Genomic DNA, 22,132 nt, shown 5'->3' with positions numbered 1-22,132 from the left:
CATGCCGATGACGGTGTGCGGCGGATCGCGGTGGACTACGCCTCTCATTCGGCGCAGGTGGAGGCGATCGAGCAGCGGTTGGCCGGTGATCTGGCCGGGCTGAAGCCGGTGAGCGGGCGGGTACCGCTGTATTCCACGCTGGACGCGAAAATCGTCGACACCGCAGGGCTTGATGGCGCGTACTGGTATCGGAATCTGCGTGAGCAGGTGCGTTTCGCCGAGGTGATCGAGTCGCTGGTGGCGGCCGGGCATCGCACCTTCGTCGAGGTGAGTGCGCATCCGGTGCTGGCGATGGCGGTGGAGCAGGCCGGTGAGGATCTGACGGTCACCGGCACGTTGCGTCGTGATGACGGCGGCCGGAACCGATGGCTGCGGTCACTGGCGACCGCTCATGTCGCCGGCGTGAAGGTGGACTGGACCGTATGGCTCGGTGACGCGGGCCGCGTGATGGACCTGCCGACGTACGCCTTCCAGCGGGAGCGGTTCTGGCCCGAAACCATGCGGCAGACCACCGGAAGTGTGGTCGACGGCCTGGATGTGGAGTTCTGGGAGGCCGTGGAGCGGAACGACGCGTCGGCGGTGCTGCCGGTTCTGGCATCGCTGAGGCAGCGGCAGGCGCGTTCGGCGCTGGATCGGTGGCGGTATCGGGTCACCTGGTCGTCGCTGCCCGAGAGGTCGGGTGACCTGCTCGGCGCCGAGTGGGCGGTGCTGGCCGCCGAGGGCTCTGGTGACGATGTCGCGGCTGGGTTGACGTCGGCGGGTGCCCACGTCGTACGGATCGATCTTGATCAGGTCAGCGAGCGGCAGCTGCCGGAAGCCGGGTCGTTGGCTGGTGCGGTGGTCGTGGCCGGTGAGGGCCGCGAGTGCGCGGCGCAGTTGCTCGCGATCGCTCAGGCATGGAGTTCGGTGCCACTGTGGGTGCTGACCCGAGGCGCCGTCAGCGTGGGCGAGCACGAATCGGTGGTGAATGCCTGGCAGGGTCAGGTGTGGGGGCTGGGCCGGGTGATCGGTTCCGAGCAGCCCGGTGGCTGGGGCGGTCTGATCGATCTCCCTGTCGAGAGCGACGTGTCGCAGGAGACTCTGTGGCAGCGGTGCTGTTCGGTGCTGGCGGCCGGTGACGAGAACCAGGTGGCGGTCCGCGCTGACGGCGTGTACGGGATGCGGTTGCAGCGCGCCCCGATCGTTGTCGCCGAGGGCTGGCAGCCGTCGGGGACGATTCTGGTGACCGGTGGAACGGGTGCGCTGGGCGCGCAGGTGTCGCGCTGGCTGGTCGACCGAGGCGCGGAGCACTTGGTGCTGGTGAGTCGTCGGGGTATGGCCGCTCCGGGCGCGAAGGAGCTGGTGGCGGAGTTGTCGGCCGCTGGTGCGGGCGTTGAGGTGGTGGCATGTGATGTCGCCGATCGTGACGCGATGGCCGAGGTCCTGGCCGTCGTTCCGGAGCAGTTCCCGCTGACTGGGGTCGTGCACACCGCGGGCGTTCTCGATGACGGTGTGCTTGGCTCGATGACGCCGCAGCGGCTGGACGGAGTGGCCGCACCGAAGGTCGACGCGATGCTGACGCTGGATGAGCTCACCATGGACATGGGCTTGCAGGCGTTCGTGGTGTTCTCTTCGGCGGCGGCGTTGCTGGGTTCGCCGGGGCAGGGCAATTACGCGGCGGCCAACGGCTTCCTGGACGCCTATGCGCAGATGCGGCGGGCGCAGGGCGCGCCGATGGTCTCGGTGGCCTGGGGGGCCTGGGAGGGTGCCGGACTCGCCGATACCGAGTTGGTCCAGTCCCGTCATCGTCGCGCCGGTGTCGGCGCGATGGATCCGGCGGTGGCGGTGACGGCTCTGGAACACGCCCTCGGCGAGGGCTATGTGGCGGTCGCCGACGTGGACTGGGGCCGGGTACAGGAGTTGGGCGCTGCTGGTGGCGCGTGGCTGACAGATCTGCCCGACGCCAAGGCGGTCGTCACGGACCTGGCCGACAAGGACTCTTCGTGGGCGAAGGGCCTGCGCGGTGCCTCGGCCGGCCGCAGGGCGTCGATGGTGCTGGCGATGGTCCGCCAGCAGGCCGCGGTGGTGCTCGGTCATACCGGTGCGGGCAGGGTCGATGAGAACGCCGCGTTCCGCTCGCTGGGCTTCGACTCGTTGACCGCGGTCGAGCTGCGTAATCGGCTCGCAACGGTGACGGGTCTGTCGCTGCCGGCCGGGCTGGTGTTCGATCACCCGACTCCGGCCGCGCTCTCCGAACACCTTCTCGGTGAACTCGTCCAGGGTGAACCCGCGGAGGAACTGCCCCTTCTCGCGCAGTTCGACACACTGCAGTCGCGGCTGGCCGCGCTGGACGCCGACAGCGAACTACGCACCACTCTCGTCGCCAGGATTCGAGGACTCGCAGCCAGCCTGGACAAACCACGTGGGAATGGAACGTCGGCACTCGCCGAAAAACTCAACGTTGCCGACCGCGACGAAATCCTCGAATTCATCGAGAACGATCTCGGACTGTCCTAACCAGATCTCGCAGGTGTTCGTTCCACTCGGATTGGTGTTGTAGCTGCGATGACAAATGATGAAAAGCTCCTTGGATACCTCCGGCGGCTCACGGTGGATCTGCACGAGACGCGCGAGCGTCTCCGCCAGGCCGAGGCAGGCGAACACGAACCCGTCGCGATCGTCGGGATCGGCTGCCGATTCCCCGGTGACGTGCGGACCCCCGATGACTTCTGGCGGATGCTCGCCGCGGGCGAAGACGGCCTCGTCGCGTTCCCGGAGAACCGGGGTTGGGATGCCGAGCCCGACCAGGCCGGCGGCCCCGACTACGCTCGTCTCGGCGGATTCGTTGCCGATGCGACCGAGTTCGATGCGGGATTCTTCGGTATTTCGCCGCGTGAGGCGGTGGCGATGGATCCGCAGCAGCGGCTGGCGCTGGAGACGGCGTGGGAAGCTCTGGAACAGGCCGGGATCGACCCGGACTCGCTGCGTGGCAGCGCGGCCGGGGTATATCTCGGCACCAATGGCCAGGACTACGCCTCGATAGCCGCGGATGGGCGGACCAGCGGCGAGGGGCACCTGCTGACCGGCAACGCGGTGAGTGTGATGTCCGGCCGTGTGTCCTACACACTGGGCCTGGAAGGCCCCGCGGTGACCGTGGACACGGCGTGTTCGGCTTCACTGGTGGCGGTGCACCTGGCCGCGCAGGCACTGCGTTCCGGCGAGTGTTCGATGGCGCTGGCCGGTGGTGTCACGGTTCTCTCCACCCCTGGGGTGTTTGCCGAGTTCTCCCGTCAGGGCGGACTGGCCGCCGACGGCCGGTGCAAGCCCTTTGCCGATGCCGCCGATGGCACCGGCTGGGGTGAGGGTGCCGGTGTGCTGGTGCTGGAGCGGTTGTCGGACGCTCGACGGCGTGGGCACCAGGTGCTGGCTGTGCTGCGCGGCAGCGCGGTGAATCAGGATGGTGCGTCGAACGGGCTGACGGCACCGAATGGACCGGCTCAGCAGCGCGTGATTCGCGCGGCGCTGACAAGTGCCCGGTTGTCCCCGGCCGAAGTCGACGTGGTCGAAGCCCACGGCACCGGGACTTCGCTGGGTGACCCGATCGAGGCCGAGGCGCTGCTGGCGACCTACGGTCAGGACCGTACGGCGGACCGGCCGCTTCGACTGGGATCGGTGAAATCCAACATCGGTCATACCCAGGCTGCCGCCGGCGTGGCCGGGATCATCAAGATGGTGCTGGCGATGCGGCACGGTGTCCTGCCGCGAACGTTGCACGTGGACGCGCCCTCGTCGCACGTGGACTGGTCCGCGGGCGCGGTGGAGTTGCTGACCGAGGCTGTGCCGTGGGAGACCGACGGCCGCCCGCGCCGGGCGGGAGTGTCGTCATTCGGTATCTCCGGCACGAACGCCCACTTGATCCTCGAGGAAGCCGAACTCGAACCAGAAGCGGTGGCGGCGACCGAGCCCGTTGAGGTTCCGGGTGGTGTGGTGCCATGGCTGCTGTCGGCCAAGTCGCAGCAGGCGCTGCGCGAGCAAGCGGCGCGGCTCGCCCGCTGGGCGACTGAACAGCCGGAAATCGCTCCCGGTCCGGCAGGCCGTGCGCTGGCCACGAGCCGGTCGGTGTTCGAGCATCGCGCGGTGGTTCTGGGCAGTGACCGGCAGACCCTGCTGGAAGGTGTGCGCGCGCTGGCAGAGGAGCGCCCGGACGCGGGTGTGGTGACCGGATCGCCGGGGTCCGGGCGGCTGGCGATGGTGTTCTCCGGCCAGGGCAGTCAGCGACTCGGCATGGGCTCACAACTGTCGGCCGCGTTCCCGGTGTTCGCCGAAGCCTTTGACGAGGTGTGTACGGAGCTGGACCGGCATCTGCCGCGTCCGATCCGTGAGGTGATCGACGGTGAGCCGGATCTGCTGAACGAGACGGTGTTCACGCAGGCCGGGTTGTTCGCGGTGCAGGTCGCTCTGTACCGGCTGACAACGTCGTGGGGTGTGTCGCCGGAGTGGGTGGCAGGGCATTCGATCGGTGAAATCACCGCCGCGCATGTGGCGGGTGTGTGGGATCTGGCCGATGCGGCGGCGGTGGTGACCGCTCGCGGCCGGCTGATGCAGGAGCTGCCCACCGGCGGCGCGATGGCCGCGCTCTCGGCGAGTGAGGCCGAGGCGCTGGAACTGATCGGTGAGCACGCCACTGTGGGGCTGGCCGCGGTGAACGGTCCGGAGTCGACAGTGATCTCCGGCGACGAGAACACCGTGGAGGAGCTGGCACAGCGATGGCGTGACCAGGGCGGAAAGGCCCGGCGCCTGCAAGTCAGCCATGCCTTCCATTCGCCGTCGATGGAGCCGATGCTGGCGCGGTTCGAGCAGGCGCTGAAGCAGGTCTCGTGGCGTGAGCCGGAGATCCCGGTGGTGTCGGGTACCGCTGGTGCCGAGGTGACCGATCCGGCGTACTGGGTGGGGCATGTCCGTGACACCGTGCGCTATCACGACTCCGTCCTCGAGCTGCGGGATCAGGGAGCGGACCTCTTCTTGGAGGTGGGTCCGGCCGGGACGTTGAGCGCGATGGCCACCGCGGACAGCGGGGTGTGGCTGCCGACGCTGCGGGCCGAACGCGACGAACCGGAAACCCTGTTGACCGCGCTGGCCGGGGTGCACGCCCATGGCTCCACCGTGGACTGGACCGCGCTGCTCGGTGCTCAGAGTTCCGGCCCGGTGCCGTTGCCGACGTACGCGTTCCAGCGTGAACGGTTCTGGCCCGCGGTGACCCGACGTACGGGCGACGTGCGGGCGCTGGGCCTCGGCGAGTCCGGTCACGGGTTGCTGGGCGCGGAGGTGGCCCTGGCCGGGGGGGACGCCGTGGTGCTGACCGGGCGCCTGTCACTGGCGCTGTACCCCTGGCTGGCCGACCACGCGGTGCTGGGCTCGGTGCTGCTGCCGGGAACGGCGTTCGTGGACCTGGCTGTACACGCCGGTGACCGGGCCGGCTGCCCGGTGCTGGAGGAACTGACGCTCCAGGCTCCACTGCTGCTGCCGGAGCAGGGCGGCGTTCAGGTTCAGGTTCGGGTCGCCGAACCCGATGAACGCGGTCGCCGTGTGGTCGGGATCTTCTCCCATATCGACGAAGAGGACGACTGGGCTCAGCACGCCGATGGTGTGCTGAGCACGGAAGACAGCCCCGCCCCGGTGTGGACCGGGGCCTGGCCCCCGCCCGACGCGCGGCAGGTGCCCGTGGACGGTGAGTACGCGCGCCTGGCCGAGGAGGGCTACGGCTACGGGCCGGTGTTCCAGGGTGTGCGGGCGATCTGGCAAGCGGGCACCGAGGCCTTCGCGGAAGTCGCGCTGCCCGAGGACATCGAGGTCGACGGGTTCGGTGTGCACCCGGCACTGCTGGACGCGGCCCTGCACCCGATCGGCCTGACCGCACTGACCCAGCCCGGCGAGGGCGAGGTCAGGATGCCCTTCGCCTGGAGCGGCGCGCGCCTGCACGCCACGGGCGCGACGACGCTGCGAGTACGGTTGTCCGGGCGCGAGGACGGCGGGGTCGCCGTCGCGGTATTCGATCCGGCCGGGCAGCCGGTGTTCAGTGCCGACTCGTTGATGCTGCGACCGGTGACCACCGACCCGGCACCCGGCACCCGGGACGCGGCTCGGTCGTTGTTCGGAGTGGACTGGGTGCCGCTGGCCGACTCCGCAGCCACCGCGGTGGAGTGGGCCTGGCACGGCGAGGCCGCAGGCGAGCTGCCCGCGATCGTGGCGGCCCGAGTCGAAACCGGCGCCGGCCTGGAGGCGGTCCACGAGGTCACGGCCACGGTGCTGGGCTGGTTGCAGGAGTGGCTGGCCGACCCGGCAACCGAGGATTCCCGGTTGCTGCTGCTCACCCAGGGCGCCACCGACGGAAGCGACGTGGCCGCTGCCGCCGTGAGCGGTCTGGTGCGTTCGGCGCAGACGGAACACCCCGGACGCTTCATCCTCCTCGACACCGAGGCCGACCTCCAGCTGGACAGTGTTCTGCCCGCGGTGGCCGGCAGTGGCGAGCCCGAACTGGCGATGCGTGACGGTGTGTTGCACGCGCGGCGTCTGGTACGGGCCACCGGCCTGCTGGTCGAGCCGGCCGGGCTGGACCAGCAGGGCACGGTGGTGATCACCGGTGGTACGGGTGGTTTGGGTGCGTTGTTGGCCCGGCATCTGGTGACCGCTTACGACGTCGGGCATCTGCTGTTGCTGTCGCGGCGGGGTATGGATGCTCCCGGGGCCGCTGAGCTGGCCGCCGAGTTGGGCGCGCGGGTGTCGATTCAGGCCTGTGACGTGTCTGATCGTGAGGCGGTGGCCGCGGTGCTGGACACCGTGCCCGCCGAACACCCCGTAACCGGTGTGGTGCATGCCGCTGGTGTGCTGGATGACGCGACGGTGGAGTCGCTGACCCCGGAGCGGCTGGCCGTGGTGCTGCGCGCGAAGGTCGATGCGGCATGGCACCTGCACGAACTGACCCAGGGTCAGAATCCGGGGCTGTTCATGGTGTACTCCTCGGCGGCGGCCACGCTCGGTTCCGCGGGTCAGGGGAGTTACGCGGCGGCGAACGCCGCTCTCGACGCGCTGATGCAGCAGCGCAACTGCGCGGGCCTGGCCGGTCAGTCATTGGCGTGGGGGCTGTGGGAGCAGAGCTCGGGAATGACCGGGAAACTGGACGAGGCCGATCTGGCCCGGCTGAGCCGAGCCGGGGTTCGGGCCCTGTCCAACGCGCAAGGGCTGGAACTGTTCGACGCCGCGGTGTGCCTGGACCGGCCGCTGGTGGTGGCGGCCCGGCTGGACCTGGCCGCTATGCGCGCCGCCGGGACCTCCGGACCGCTGCTGCGGGCATTGACCGGAGGTCCGGCGCGGCGTGCCGCGGCCACCGCTTCGGCCGGCGACGGTGAGCTGGCCACTCGCCTTGCGGCGCTGCCCGTGGGGGAGCGGCAAGCGGTGGTGCTGGAGCTGGTGCGTGCTCAAGCGGCCACGGTGCTGGGTCACACCACAGCCGGAGGTGTTGATGCTGATGCCGCTTTCCGTGTTCTGGGCTTCGATTCGCTGACCGCGGTCGAACTGCGCAACCGGCTCACCACCGCGACCGGGCTGCGCCTCCCGGCGACGCTGGTCTTCGACTATCCGAATCCGCGACTGCTGGCCGAGTTCGTACTGTCCGGAGTACTGGACGAGCAGCCAGAGGCCCTTCCCGCGGTCAGGGGAACGACCACCGCCGCGGTGGATGAGCCGATCGCGATTGTCGGTATGGGGTGTCGTTTTCCGGGTGGGGTGGATTCGCCGGAGGCGTTGTGGGAGTTGTTGGCTGCTGGTGGTGAGGGGGTGGCGGAGTTCCCGCCCGACCGGGGTTGGGATGTGGAGGGGTTGTATGACCCTGAGCGTCTTCGTCCTGGTACGAGTTACACCAAGCATGGTGGTTTCTTGTTGGGGGCGGCGGAGTTCGACGCCGGGTTCTTCGGTATTTCGCCGCGTGAGGCGGTGGGGATGGATCCGCAGCAGCGGATTGTTCTGGAGACGGCGTGGGAGGCTCTGGAGCGGGCGGGGATCGTGCCGGATTCCCTGCGTGGCTCGGATACCGGTGTGTACGTCGGCCTGATGTACCACGACTACATGGCTCAGACGGCTTTGAATCCGGCCGACAGTGACGGGTTCAGCGGTACCGGCAATTCCGGAAGTGTGGCGTCGGGCCGGATCGCCTACACGCTGGGCCTGGAAGGCCCCGCTGTCACGCTGGACACCGCGTGTTCCTCCTCGCTCGTGACGGTGCACCTGGCGGCTCAGGCTCTGCGGTCGGGTGAGTGCTCGATGGCGCTGGCCGGTGGTGTCACGGTGATGGCGACTCCTGGGGTGTTCACCGAGTTCTCCCGTCAGGGCGGTCTGGCCGCCGACGGCCGGTGCAAGCCCTTCGCCGACGCGGCAGACGGAACCAGCTGGGGTGAGGGCGCCGGTGTACTGGTGCTGGAGCGGTTGTCCGATGCTCGCAAGCGTGGGCACCAGGTGCTGGCGGTGGTGCGTGGCAGTGCGGTGAATCAGGATGGTGCGTCGAATGGTCTGACGGCGCCGAACGGTCCTTCGCAGCAGCGGGTGATTCGTGCGGCGCTGGCGAGTGCGCGGTTGTCTTCGGCCGATGTCGATGTGGTGGAGGCGCACGGTACGGGGACGAAGCTGGGCGACCCGATCGAGGCGCAGGCGGTACTGGCGACGTATGGTCAGGACCGGCCGGAGGAACGGCCGTTGTGGCTGGGCTCGGTGAAGTCCAACCTCGGACACACTCAGGCGGCCGCGGGTGTGGCCGGGATCATGAAGATGATCCTGTCGATGCGGCACGGTGTCTTGCCGCGGACACTGCACGTGGACGCGCCGTCGTCACATGTGGACTGGTCGGCCGGTGCGGTGGAGTTGCTGACCGAGGCAGTGCCGTGGCAGGCCAATGGTCATCCCCGTCGAGCGGGTGTGTCGTCGTTCGGCATCTCCGGCACCAACGCCCACGTGATTCTCGAAGAGCCCGAACAGGTACCGGCCGTGGAGCCGGAAGAGGCCCCCGGTGGGGCGGTGCCCTGGTTGCTGTCGGCGAAGTCGTCGCAGGCACTTCAGGAGCAGGCCACCAGGCTCGGCCGGTGGGTCATTGAGCGGCCGGAGACCGATCCGGTGGCAGTGGGACGTTCACTGGCCACGACGCGTTCGGCCTTCGAGCATCGTGCGGTGGTGGTGGCGGAGGACCTCCCCGGGTTTGTGGCCGGACTGCAAGATCTGGAGACATCCACGGCCGCGGTGCACGGTGTTGCGGTGCCGGCTGGGCCGGGTCCGGTGTTTGTGTTCCCGGGTCAGGGTGCGCAGTGGGTCGGTATGGGGCTGGAGTTGTGGGACTCCGAGCCGGTGTTCGGGGAGTCGATGGAGCGGTGTGCGGCGGCGTTGGAGCCGTTCGTGGACTGGTCGCTTCGTGACGCTCTTGCTGACTCTGTGCTGTTGGCGCGGGTTGATGTGGTGCAGCCGGTGTCGTGGGCGGTGATGGTCTCCCTGGCTGAGCTGTGGCGCTCTGCTGGTGTGGTCCCGTCCGTTGTGGTGGGTCATTCTCAGGGTGAGATTGCCGCGGCTACGGCGTTTGGTGGGCTGTCGTTGGAGGACGGCGCGCGGGTGGTGGCCTTGCGTAGTCAGGCGATTGTGGCTCTGGCGGGTTCCGGCGGGATGGTGTCGGTTCGCGCCACGCTGGCTCAGGTCGAGGAGTGGATTGCCCCGTGGGCTGATGCTCTCTCCGTGGCTGCGGTGAACGGCCCGACGCAGGTGGTGGTTTCCGGAGCGGCTGAGGCGTGTGACGAGTTCGTGGCCCGGCATGCCGATGACGGTGTGCGGCGGATCGCGGTGGACTACGCCTCTCATTCGGCGCAGGTGGAGGCGATCGAGCAGCGGTTGGCAGCTGATCTGGCCGGGCTGGAGCCGACCAGCAGTCGGGTGCCGTTCCATTCCACGTTGGAAGCCGCACTGGTCGACACCGCAGGACTTGATGGCGCGTACTGGTATCGGAATCTGCGTGAGCAGGTGCGTTTCGCCGAGGTGATCGAGGCGCTGGTGGCGGCCGGGCATCGCACCTTCGTCGAGGTGAGTGCGCATCCGGTCCTCGCGATGGCGGTCGAACAGTCCGGCGAGGATCTGACCGTGACCGGCACATTGCGTCGTGATGACGGCGGCCGGGGCCGGTGGCTGCGGTCACTGGCCGGCCTACACGTCGCGGGTGTGCCGGTGGACTGGAGTACGCAGCTCGGCACCCAGACCGATTTCACTCCGGTGTCGCTTCCGACGTACGCGTTCCAGCGGGAGCGGTACTGGCCCTCGGCGGCCGGGGCGAAGTCGGGTGACATGCGGGCGCTCGGTCAGGGCGAGTCGGGCCACCCGTTGCTCGGTGCCGTGGTGGCGTTGGCCGGTGGGGACGAAGTGGTCCTGACCGGACGGTTGTCGCTGTCCGCGTATCCATGGCTGGCTGATCACGCCGTTCTCGGTTCCGTGCTGTTGCCGGGCACCGCCATCGTGGATCTGGCCGTGCATGCCGGTGATCGCGTCGGATCTCCGGTGCTGGAGGAGCTGACCTTGCAGGCTCCGCTGGTGCTCCCCGAGAAGCTCGGCGTGCAGGTTCAGGTGCGGGTTGCCGAGCTGGACGATCAAGGACAACGAGTCGTCGGGGTCTTCTCCCGCGCCGACGATGAGGACGACTGGGTTCAGCACGCCGATGGTGTGCTGAGCGCACAGGCCGGCCAAGTGCCGGTGTGGACGGGAGCCTGGCCGCCGGAGGGTGCACGGCCCGTGCCGGTGGACGGTGTGTATGAGCGTATGGCCGAGGACGGTTATGGCTATGGGCCGGTGTTCCAGGGCGTCCGTGCGGTGTGGCAGTCGGATACCGATGTCTTCGCCGAGGTGGCTCTGCCCGAGCAGACCGATGTGGACGGCTTCGGGATACATCCGGCGTTGCTGGACGCGGCTCTGCATCCCCTCGGATTGACGGCCTCGGACCAGGCAGGTGAAGGAGTGACCCTGCCGTTCGCGTGGAGTGGCGTGCACCTGCACGCCACCGGCGCGGCGGTACTGCGGGTGCGCCTGTCCCGCCGGGAGGACGGTGGCGTCGCGGTCGCGGTGTTCGATCCGGCCGGGCAGCCGGTGTTGAGCGCCGACTCGCTGATGCTGCGTCCGGTCACCACCGATTCGGCTTCGTCTGCGACGGGGGAGACCGCTCGGTCGTTGTTCGGAGTGGACTGGCAACCGCTGTCCGATCCGGAGAGCACCACCGCGGTGGACTGGATCTGGCACGGCCAGGCCGAGGACAAGCTGCCTGCGGTCGTGGTGGCCCAGGTCCCGGCCGGTGCCGGGGACGGGCCTGAGCCGGTGCACGCGGTGACGGCGACGGTTCTGGACTGGCTCCAGACCTGGCTGGCCGACCCGGCCGCCGAGGATTCCCAGCTGCTCCTGCTCACCCGGGGCGCGCTCGACGGCAGTGATCTGGCCGCCGCCGCGGTGACCGGCCTGGTGCGTTCAGCACAGTCGGAGAATCCCGGCCGCTTCATCCTTCTCGATCTCGAAGCGGACACCAGCCTCGATGGTGTGCTGCCCGCGGTGGTGGGCAGCGGTGAGCCGGAACTGGCTCTCCGTTCCGGTGTGTTGCACGCGCGGCGTCTGGCGCGGGCGACCGGGCAGCTGGTGGTGCCGGGTCCGGAGCGGCTGGGCTGGCGGCTCGACGTACCCGAGCGGGGCAGTCTCGACGATCTGGCGGTGCTGGACAGTCCGCCCGCGGTGGCGCCGCTGGCGCCCGGTCAGATCCGGGTCGGTGTGCGCGCGGCCGGACTGAACTTCCGGGACGTGATGGTCGGTCTGGGCCTGTACCCGGATCCGGGCGCCGTGATGGGCGGCGAGGCGGCCGGCGTGGTGGTCGAGGTCGCTGAGGACGTGGCCGGACTGGCGGTCGGTGACCGGGTGTTCGGCGTCTTCGCCGGTGCGCTGGGTCCGCTGGCGGTGACCGATCACCGCCTGGTGGCGAAGGTGCCGGACGGGTGGTCGTCCACTCGGGCGGCGTCGGTGCCGATCGTGTTCCTGACGGCGTTCTACGCGTTGCGGGACTTGGCCGAGGTGCAGCGTGGTCAGCGGATTCTGATCCACGCCGCGGCCGGTGGCGTGGGTATGGCCGCCGTGCAACTGGCCCGGGTCTGGGGCATGGACGTCTACGGCACCGCCAGTACCGGCAAGTGGCCGGTGCTGCGTGAGCAGGGTTTCGACGAGGCGCACTTGGCGTCCTCGCGGGATCTGGACTTCCGGGACGAATTCCTGGCCGCCACCCAGGGGCAGGGCGTTGACGTGGTCCTGAACTCTCTGGCCGGTGAGTTCGTGGACGCTTCGCTGGACCTGCTGGCCAAGGGCGGGCGGTTCGTGGAGATGGGCAAGACCGATGTGCGGGACGTGGCGGAGATCGCCGCCGCGCACGGAGGCGCGGTGTATCGGGCCTTCGACCTGATGGAGGCCGGTCCGGAGCGGATCGGCCAGATGCTGGCCGAGATCGTGGACCTGTTCGGCTCCGGGGATCTGGAGCCGCTGCCGGTGACCGTGTTCGAGACGGCCGCGGTCGTGGACGGCCTACGTCATCTGCAGACCGGACGGAACGTGGGCAAGGTCGTGCTGCGCCTGCCGGCGAGCCCCGGGCCGCGGGGAACGGTGGTGATCACCGGTGGTACCGGTGGCCTGGGCGCGATGCTGGCCCGCCACCTGGTCACCGACCACGGCGTGGAACACCTGCTGCTGCTGTCCCGGCGAGGTGAAAAAGCCCCGGGAGCCGACGAACTGGCCGCAGAACTGGGTGAGTTGGGCGCGCAGGTGTCGATTCAGGCCTGCGATGTGACGGATCGGGCAGCGCTGGCCGAGGTGCTGGACACGGTGCCCGCGGAGTATCCGGTGGCGGGTGTCGTGCACTCCGCCGGTGTTCTCGACGACGCGACGATCGAATCGCTGACCCCGGAGCGGCTGGCCGTGGTGCTGCGCGCGAAGGTCGATGCGGCGTGGCATCTGCACGAACTGACCCGTGACAAGGACCTGGGGCTGTTCGTGGTGTACTCCTCCGCGGCGGCCACGCTCGGCTCGGCCGGGCAGGGGAGCTATGCGGCGGCCAATGCCGCGCTGGACGCGCTGGCGCAGTTCCGGCGTTCGGCCGGGTTGACCGGGCAGTCGCTGGCCTGGGGACTGTGGGAGCAGAGCTCGGGAATGACCGGGGCGCTGGACGAGATGGATCTCGCCAGGCTGGCCCGGACCGGTGTTCGGGCGCTGTCCGATGAGCAAGGGCTGGCGTTGTTCGACGCGGCGACGCGCCTGGAACGGTCGTTGGTGGTGGCGGCCCGGCTGGATGTGGCCGGAATGCGGGCGGCCGGAAGCGCCGGCCCGCTGCTGCGCGGCCTGGTCGGAGGCTCGGCACGCCGGGCCGCCGCCACAGCCCCGGCCGGTGGGGGCGAGCTGACCGCCCGGCTGGCCGCGATGCCGGTGGACGAGCGTCAGACGCTGGTACTGGATCTGGTGCGCGCCCAGGCGGCGACCGTCCTCGGGCACACCACAGCCGACGCGGTCGACGCGGACGCGGCTTTCCGCGATCTGGGCTTCGATTCGCTGACCGCGGTGGAACTGCGTAACCGGCTCACCGCGGCGACCGGGCTGCGACTACCGGCCACCATGGTTTTCGACTACCCCAGCCCCACCGAGCTCGCCCGCCAGCTGCGGATCCGGTTGACGCCGGAGGAAAAGAGCCTCGCGGAGTCCCTGCTCGCCGATGTGGACCGGATCGAACGGGCCATCCCCGCGCTGGCCGAGGGAGACGGCGACGGTTCGGAGCGGCTGGTGGGCCGGCTGCGAGAGCTCGTCCGCAGGATCGAGGCCCGGCCTGCCGGGAACGGGGCGGCGTCGACGGTCGATGCCGCCGAAGCCTCCGACGACGAACTGTTCGACGTCCTCGACAAGATCGCGATCTCCGAGGGAAGGCACACGTCATGAGTAACGAAGAGCGGCTGCGGACGTACCTGCGGCAAGCCACGACGAGCCTGCTGGAGACTCAGAACCGCCTGCACGAGTTGCAGGCTCGCACGAGCGAGCCCATCGCCGTGGTCTCGATGGCCTGCCACTTCCCGGCAGGGGCGGACAGCCCCGAACAGCTGTGGGACCTGGTGGCCACGGGCCGCGACGCGATGGATCCCTGGCCGACGGACCGGGGCTGGGATGCCGAGCACGATCAGGCGAACTACGCCCGCGTAGGCGGGTTCGTGGCCGAGGCCACGCGGTTCGACGCGGGCTTCTTCGGTATCTCGCCGCGTGAAGCGGTGGCGATGGAACCACAGCAGCGGCTGATACTCGAGACGGCGTGGGAGGCGTTGGAGCGGGCCGGGATAGCGCCGGACTCGCTGCGAGGCAGCTCGACCGGTGTGTACGTGGGCGCTGGTGGATCGGAGTACGGTTCGCTGCTCGCGTCCGGTTCGGACGAGGTCGACGGACATCTGCTGACCGGCAACGCCGTGAGCGTGGCCTCGGGCCGGGTGTCGTACACGCTCGGACTGGAAGGTCCGGCGGTGACCGTGGACACCGCTTGTTCCTCCTCCCTGGTGGCGGTGCATCTGGCCGCGCAGGCGTTGCGCTCGGGCGAGTGCTCGATGGCGCTGGCCGGTGGTGTCACGGTGTTGTCCACCCCCGGGATCTATACGGAGTTCTCGCGGACGGGCGGATTGGCTGCCGACGGCCGGTGCAAGCCGTTCGCGGACGCCGCGGACGGGACCGGCTGGGGCGAGGGCGCCGGGATTCTGGTGCTGGAGCGGCTGTCCGACGCCCGGCGGCTCGGGCACCAGGTCCTGGCCGTGATTCGTGGCAGTGCGGTGAACCAGGACGGCGCGTCGAATGGTCTGACCGCGCCGAACGGCCCTTCTCAGCAGCGGGTCATTCGCTCGGCCTTGGCCAACGCTCAGCTGTCCGCGACTGAGGTCGATGTGGTGGAGGCGCACGGCACCGGTACGCGGCTGGGCGACCCGATCGAGGCGCAGGCGCTGCTGGCGACCTATGGCCAGGACCGGCCGGAGGATCAGCCGTTGTGGCTGGGGTCGGTGAAGTCCAACATCGGGCACACCCAGGCTGCGTCCGGGGTGGCCGGGATCATCAAGATGGTCCTGGCGATGCGGCATGGTGTTCTGCCGCGGACGTTGCATGTGGACGCGCCCTCCGCGCAGGTGGACTGGTCGGCCGGCGCCGTGGAGTTGCTGACCGAGTCGCTGCCCTGGGAGACCGATGGCCGACCTCGCCGGGCCGGTGTGTCGTCGTTCGGCATCTCCGGAACGAACGCGCATGTGATCCTCGAAGAACCCGAAAAGGCACCGGCTGTCGAGCCGGTGGAGAATCCGGCCCTTGGCGTGGTGCCGTGGCTGTTGTCGGCCAAGTCGCCGCAGGCGCTGCGGGAGCAGGCCGCCCGGTTGAGCCGATGGGCTGATGACCAGCCCGAAGCCGATCCGATGGCGGTGGGCCGGGTGCTGGCCACGGGCCGGTCGGTGTTCGAGCATCGCGCTGTGGCCCTGGGCCGGGACCGGCAGGCGCTGGTGCACAGCGTGCGCGCACTGGCCGAAGAACGGCCGAGCGCCGGTGTGGTGACCGGGCAGGCAGGCGCTGCCCGGCTGGCGATGGTGTTCTCCGGCCAGGGCAGTCAGCGCCTCGGCATGGGCTCACAACTGTCGGCCGCGTTCCCGGTGTTCGCGGAAGCCTTTGACGAGGTGTGTACGGAGCTGGACCGGCATCTGCCGCGTCCGATCCGTGAGGTGATCAGCAACGACTCCGATCTCCTCGATGAGACGGTGTTCACCCAGGCCGGGTTGTTCGCAGTGCAGGTGGCGCTCCACCGCCTGATGACCTCCTGGGGTGTGGTGCCGGAGTGGGTGGCCGGACATTCGATCGGTGAACTCAGCGCCGCGCACGTGGCGGGAGTGTGGGATCTGGCGGACGCGGCGGCGGTGGTCGCGGCGCGGGGCCGGCTCATGCAGGAGCTGCCCACCGGCGGCGCGATGGCGGCATTGTCGGCGAGTGAGGCCGAGGCGCTGGAACTGATCGGCGAGCACGCCACCGTGGGGCTGGCAGCGGTGAACGGTCCGGAGTCGACAGTGATCTCCGGCGACGAGGACGTGGTCGAGCAACTGGCGGAGACGTGGCGTCAGCGGGGCGGCAAGGCGCGGCGGCTGCGGGTCAGTCACGCGTTCCACTCGCCGTTGATGGAACCCATGCTGGACTCGTTCAGGCGCACGCTGGACCAGGTCTCGTGGAACGAGCCGCAGACTCCAGTGATTTCCGGCATTCCTGGCATGGATGTGACTGATCCGGCCTATTGGGTACGGCACGTCCGTGACACAGTGCGTTACCACGACACGGTCCTCGAGCTGCGGGACCAGGGCGCGGGCCTGTTCCTGGAAGTGGGCCCGCAAGGCACCCTGAGCGCGATGGCCACGGTGGACAACGGGATCTGGATCCCCGCCCTGCGGGCCGAGCGGGACGAACCGGAGACGGTGACGGCCGCGGTCGCGGCGCTGCACACCCACGGTGCCACCGTGGACTGGCCCGCGCTGCTGGGTACTCGGAGCCCCGGCCCGGTGTCGTTGCCGACGTACGCGTTTCAGCGGGAGCGGTACTGGCCGCAGAACACGCGCCAGAGCGCCGCGGCTGTTGTCGACGGTGTCGACACGGAGTTCTGGCAGGCGGTGGAACGCTCGGACAGCGCGACTCTGGCCACCACCCTGCGGGTGGATGAGCATGCGGTGAGTCCGATGCTCCCCGCGTTGGCCGCCTGGCGGCGGGGGAAGCTGGACAGGCAGGCCGTCGACACCTGGCGGTACCGGACGGAGTGGGTCTCCCTGAAGGGAGCACGGCCGTCCGGACTGAGCGGCGCGTGGCTGGTGATGCACGATCCGGACACGGCCGAATGGGCTGGTCAGGTGGCCGGAATGCTGGCCGATCAGGGCGCGCGGCCGCTTCCGATGGCCGTGTTGGCCGATCGTGCCGCGGTTGCCGGAGCCGTACGGGACGCACTGTCCGAAGGGGACGTGGCCGGGGTGGTGTTCCTCCCCTCTGGTGCGCCGGTGCAGGAACTCCTGGCGGTGGTACAGGGATTCGCGGACTCCGGAGCGCCGCAGCGGTTGTGGATGCTGACCCGTGGCGCGGCCGGACCCGAGGCCCCTGATGATCTCGACGCGGCCGCGGCGTGGGGCCTGGGCCGCGTGGCGGCGCTGGAGTACCCGGGGAGCTGGGGCGGGCTGATCGATCTGCCCCTCGCCGAACCGGACGAGGGCATCGGCCGGCGTCTCGGCGCGGTACTGGCCGGATGGGACGGTGAGGACCAGGTCGCCGTGCGTGCCGGTGGTGTGTACGGGCGTCGCCTGGTGCCCGCCCCCACCACGCGATCCGGGCGGACGTGGGAGCCTTCGGGCACCGTCCTGGTCACCGGCGGCACAGGCGGTCTCGGCGGGCATGTCGCGCGCTGGCTGGCCGATCAGGATGTCGAACACATCGTGCTGACCTCACGGCGCGGCGCCCAGGCCCCGGGGGCGGCCGAACTGGTGGAAGACCTCAGCGCCGGAGGACGGAGGCGAGTCACCGTTCTGGGCGTGAATGTGGCCGATCGGGACGAGCTGGCCGCGGCTCTGGCCGAGGTGGGCCGTATCGACGCGGTGGTTCACGCCGCCGGTGTCGGCGAGCTGACTCCGATCGCGGAGACCGATCCGGAGGCCGTGGAACGGGCCCTGGCGGCGAAGGTGACCGGGACGCTGAACCTGCACCACCTGCTCGTGCGGGACGCTGATCGTCCGCTCGACGCGTTCGTGCTGTTCGCTTCCGGCGCCGGTGTATGGGGTGGTGGCGGGCAGGGACTCTATGCGGCGGCCAATGCCTTCCTGGATGCCTATGCCACTCGGCAGCGTGCTGCCGGGCATGCGGTGACGAGCGTGTCCTGGGGTGTGTGGGCAGGCGCGGGGATGGCCGGCTCGGAAGAGAGCCGGGCGATGCAGCGGCGGGGGGTCCGGCCGATGGATCCGCAACGCGCCCTGTGGGCGCTGGTCGAGGCGGTGGGCCAGGGCGAGACCTGTGTGACCGTGACCGACATGGACTGGTCGCGGTTCGCGGCCGCCTTCACGTCGGTTCGCCCGAGCCCTTTGCTGGCGGAGATCCCGCAAGCAGTGGTCGACGCACCTGCGGTAGCGGTCGCCGACAATGGCTTGGCCGCCCGATTGCGGGCGATGCCCGAGGCACAGCGCCGGCGAACGCTCGAAGAGATGGTGCTGGCCCATGCGGCCGCGGTGCTGGGCCACGACACCGCCGAGGGCCTGGGGGCCGGCCAGGCGTTCCGCGAGCTGGGTTTCGACTCCGTGACCGCGGTGGAGTTGCGCAACCGGCTGACGGAACTGACCGGTTCGTCGTTGCCGACCACGTTGGTGTTCGACTATCCGACCGCGACCGCGCTGTCGGAATTCCTGCTGGCGGAACTGCTCGGTATCGAGGCCGAGGCCGCGACACCGGCGTCGGCCGCGGTGGCCGACGAACCGGTCGCGATCGTGGGAATCGGCTGCCGATTCCCCGGAGGCGTGGGCAGTCCCGATGACTTCTGGCGGATGCTCGCCGCGGGCGAGGACGCCATCACCGCGTTCCCGGAGGACCGTGGCTGGGAGGACGAAGGGAACGATTACGCCCGCGTCGGCGGATTCGTCACCGAGGTCACGGACTTCGATGCGGGATTCTTCGGTATCTCGCCGCGTGAGGCTGTCGGCATGGATCCGCAGCAACGCCTTGTGCTGGAGACGGCATGGGAAGGGCTGGAGCGGGCCGGGATCGACCCGGTTGGACTGCGGGGCTCGGACACCGGTGTGTACGTCGGTGTCGGCGGGTCCGAGTACGGCTCGGCGCTCGCGGCCGGTTCGGACGATGTCGATGGGCACTTGCTGACCGGTAGTGCGGCGAGTGTGGCTTCCGGCCGGGTGTCGTACGCGCTGGGCCTGGAAGGCCCGGCGGTCTCGATCGACACGGCCTGTTCCTCGTCGTTGGTCGCGGTGCATCTGGCCGCGCAGGCTCTGCGGTCGGGTGAGTGCTCGATGGCGCTGGCCGGTGGTGTCACGGTGGTGTCCACCCTCGGCGTGTTCTCGGAGTTCTCCCGGCAGGGCGGATTGGCCGCCGACGGCCGGTGCAAGCCCTTCGCCGACGCGGCAGACGGGACTGGCTGGGGCGAGGGCGTCGGTGTGCTGGTGCTGGAGCGTCTGTCGGACGCGCGTCGGCGGGGGCACCAGGTGCTGGCCGTGCTGCGCGGTAGCGCGGTGAATCAGGACGGTGCGTCGAATGGCCTGACGGCGCCGAACGGTCCTTCCCAGAAGCGGGTGATCCGGGCGGCCCTGGCCAACGCTCAGCTGTCTTCGGCTGAGGTCGATGTGGTGGAGGCGCATGGCACCGGTACGCGGCTGGGTGACCCGATCGAGGCGCAGGCATTGCTGGCGACCTACGGTCAGGACCGGCCGGAGGACGAACCTCTGTGGCTGGGTTCGGTGAAGTCGAACATCGGTCATACCCAGTCCGCCGCCGGCGTGGCCGGGATCATCAAGATGGTGCTGGCGATGCGGCACGGTCTGTTGCCGCGGACGTTGCATGTGGACGCGCCGTCGTCGCATGTGGACTGGTCGGCCGGAGCCGTACGTCTTCTGACTGAGCCGGTGCCCTGGCAGACGAATGGTCGTCCTCGCCGCGCTGGAGTATCGGCGTTCGGCATTTCCGGCACGAACGCCCATGTGATCATCGAAGAACCCGAATCCGAGCCCGAGCTGGTATCGGCGACGGCGCCCGAAGCCCTGGGTGGTCCGGTGCCCTGGCTGGTATCGGCCAGGTCGGCGCAGGCGCTGAGGGAGCAGGCAGCCAGGTTGAGCCACTGGGCCGCTGACCGGCCGGAGATCGATCCGGCGGCGGTGGGTCATGCGCTGGCCACGACGCGTTCGGAGTTCGAGCATCGTGCGGTGGTGGTGGCGGAGGACCTCCCCGGGTTTGTGACTGGACTGCAAGATCTGGAGACTTCCACGGCGGTGGTGCACGGTGTCGCGGCGCCGGCTGGGCCGGGTCCGGTGTTTGTGTTCCCGGGTCAGGGTGCGCAGTGGGTCGGTATGGGGCTGGAGTTGTGGGACTCCGAGCCGGTGTTCGGGGAGTCGATGGAGCGGTGTGCGGCGGCGTTGGAGCCGTTTGTGGACTGGTCGTTGCGTGAGGCTCTTGGTGATGCTGAGTTGTTGGCGCGGGTTGATGTGGTGCAGCCGGTGTCGTGGGCGGTGATGGTCTCCCTGGCTGAGCTGTGGCGATCGGCCGGCATCTCGCCCGCTGTGGTCGTGGGTCATTCGCAGGGTGAGATCGCCGCCGCGACGGCGTTTGGTGGGCTGTCGTTGGAGGATGGCGCGCGGGTGGTGGCCTTGCGCAGTCGGGCGTTTGTGGCTCTGGCGGGTTCCGGCGGGATGGTGTCGGTTCCCGCCACACTGGACCAGGTCGAAAAGTGGATCGCCCCGTGGGCTGACTTGTCGGTGGCCGCGCTGAACGGACCGGCGCAGGTGGTGGTTTCGGGTGCCGCGGTGGCGTGTGACGAGTTCGTGGCCAGGCACGCTGCTGACGGTGTGCGGCGGATCGCGGCGGACTTCGCGTCGCATTGCGCTCAAGTGGAGGCCATCGAACAGCAGATGGCAGCTGATCTGGCCGGGCTGAAGCCGACAAGCAGCCAGGTGCCGTTCTACTCCACGCTGGAAGCTGCCCTCATCGACACCGCAGGACTTGACGGTGCGTACTGGTACCGCAATACGCGTGAGCAGGTGCGTTTCGCCGAGGTGATCGAGGCGCTGGTGGCGGCCGGGCATCGCACCTTCGTCGAGGTGAGTGCGCATCCGGTCCTCGCGATGGCGGTGGAGCAGGCCGGTGAGGGACTGGCCGTGACCGGCACGTTGCGTCGTGATGACGGTGGCCGGGGCCGGTGGCTGCGGTCGCTGGCGGGCGCTCATGTCGCCGGTGTGAAGGTGGACTGGACCGCACAGTTTGGCGCTGAGAGCAGCTGTCCGGTGTCGTTGCCGACGTATGCGTTCCAGCGGGAGCGGTTCTGGCCTTCAGTCACCCGGCGGGCCGGGGATGTGCAGGCTCTGGGGCAGGGTGAGTCCGGTCATCCGCTGCTCGGTGCGGTTGTGACGTTGGCCGGTGAGGACAAGGTGCTGTTGACCGGGCGGTTGTCTCTGTCCGCGTATCCGTGGCTGGCCGATCATGCGGTGTTGGGGTCGGTGTTGCTGCCGGGTACGGCTTTGGTGGATCTGGCGGTGCATGCCGGTGACCGGGCCGGATCTCCGGTGCTGGAGGAGCTGACGTTGCAGGCTCCGTTGGTGCTGCCCGAGCAGGGCGGGGTACGGGTTCAGGTGCGGGTCGCCGAGCTTGATGAAAAGGGTCGCCGGACGGTGGAGATCTTCTCCCGTCATGGCGATGAGGACGACTGGGTTCAGCACGCCGACGGCGTGCTGAGCGACCAGATCACCGCCGCGCCGGCGTGGACTGGTTCCTGGCCGCCGCCCGAGGCGCAACCAGTGCCGGTGGACGGTGTGTATGAGCGCATGGCCGACGACGGATACGGCTATGGGCCGGTGTTCCAAGGTGTCCGCGCGGTGTGGCAGGCCGGCACCGATGTCTTCGCCGAGGTCGCGCTGCCCGAGCAGACCGATGTGGACGGCTTCGGGATACATCCGGCGTTGCTGGACGCGGCTCTGCATCCCATCGGATTTGCGACCTCGGACCAGGCCGGTGAAGGCGGCGTGAGGTTGCCGTTCGCGTGGAGTGGCGTTCAGTTGCACGCCACGGGCGCGGCGGTGGCGCGAGTGCGCTTGTCGCATCGTGAAGACGGCGGGCTCGCGGTCGCGGCTTTCGATCCTGCCGGGCAGCCGGTGTTCAGCGCCGACTCGCTGATGCTGCGCCCGATCACCACCGATCCGGCTTCGTCGGCGGCGAGGGAGACGGCTCGGTCCTTGTTCGGAGTGGACTGGCTTCCGCTGACCGTTCCGGACACCACCGAAGTGGTGGACTGGGCTTGGCGTGACCAGATCGGGGGCGAGGTCCCCGCGCTGGTGGT

General features: G+C 69.6%; 2 protein-coding genes and 1 pseudogene. All 3 read left to right on the top strand.

Translation table 11 applies throughout. The features are described 5' to 3' along the window. On the top strand, nt 1-2,496 hold a 2,496-nt coding region (locus ACIOJD_RS34455; RefSeq protein WP_401920566.1), incomplete at its 5' end, for a type I polyketide synthase. Nucleotides 2,497-2,544: 48 nt separating this feature from the next. Further along, complete coding sequence (locus ACIOJD_RS34450; RefSeq protein WP_401920564.1) at nt 2,545-13,998, top strand: SDR family NAD(P)-dependent oxidoreductase; 11,454 nt, start codon at nt 2,545-2,547, stop codon at nt 13,996-13,998. Further along, a pseudogene (locus tag ACIOJD_RS34445) lies at nt 13,995-22,132 on the top strand (type I polyketide synthase); the annotation flags it as partial. The gene ACIOJD_RS34450 and the pseudogene ACIOJD_RS34445, both read left to right, overlap by 4 nt.

This window comes from Streptomyces sp. NPDC088116 (assembly GCF_044741745.1).
Taxonomy (GTDB): Bacteria; Actinomycetota; Actinomycetes; order Streptomycetales; family Streptomycetaceae; genus Streptomyces.
Note: the sequence above shows the minus strand (reverse complement) of the source record. Positions and strands in the feature narration are given on the sequence as shown.

What these genes read in the sequence shown, in the direction of transcription:
- ACIOJD_RS34450 (WP_401920564.1), top strand. Translation starts at nt 2,545, where the DNA reads ATGACAAATGATGAAAAGCTCCTTGGATACCTCCGGCGGCTCACGGTG.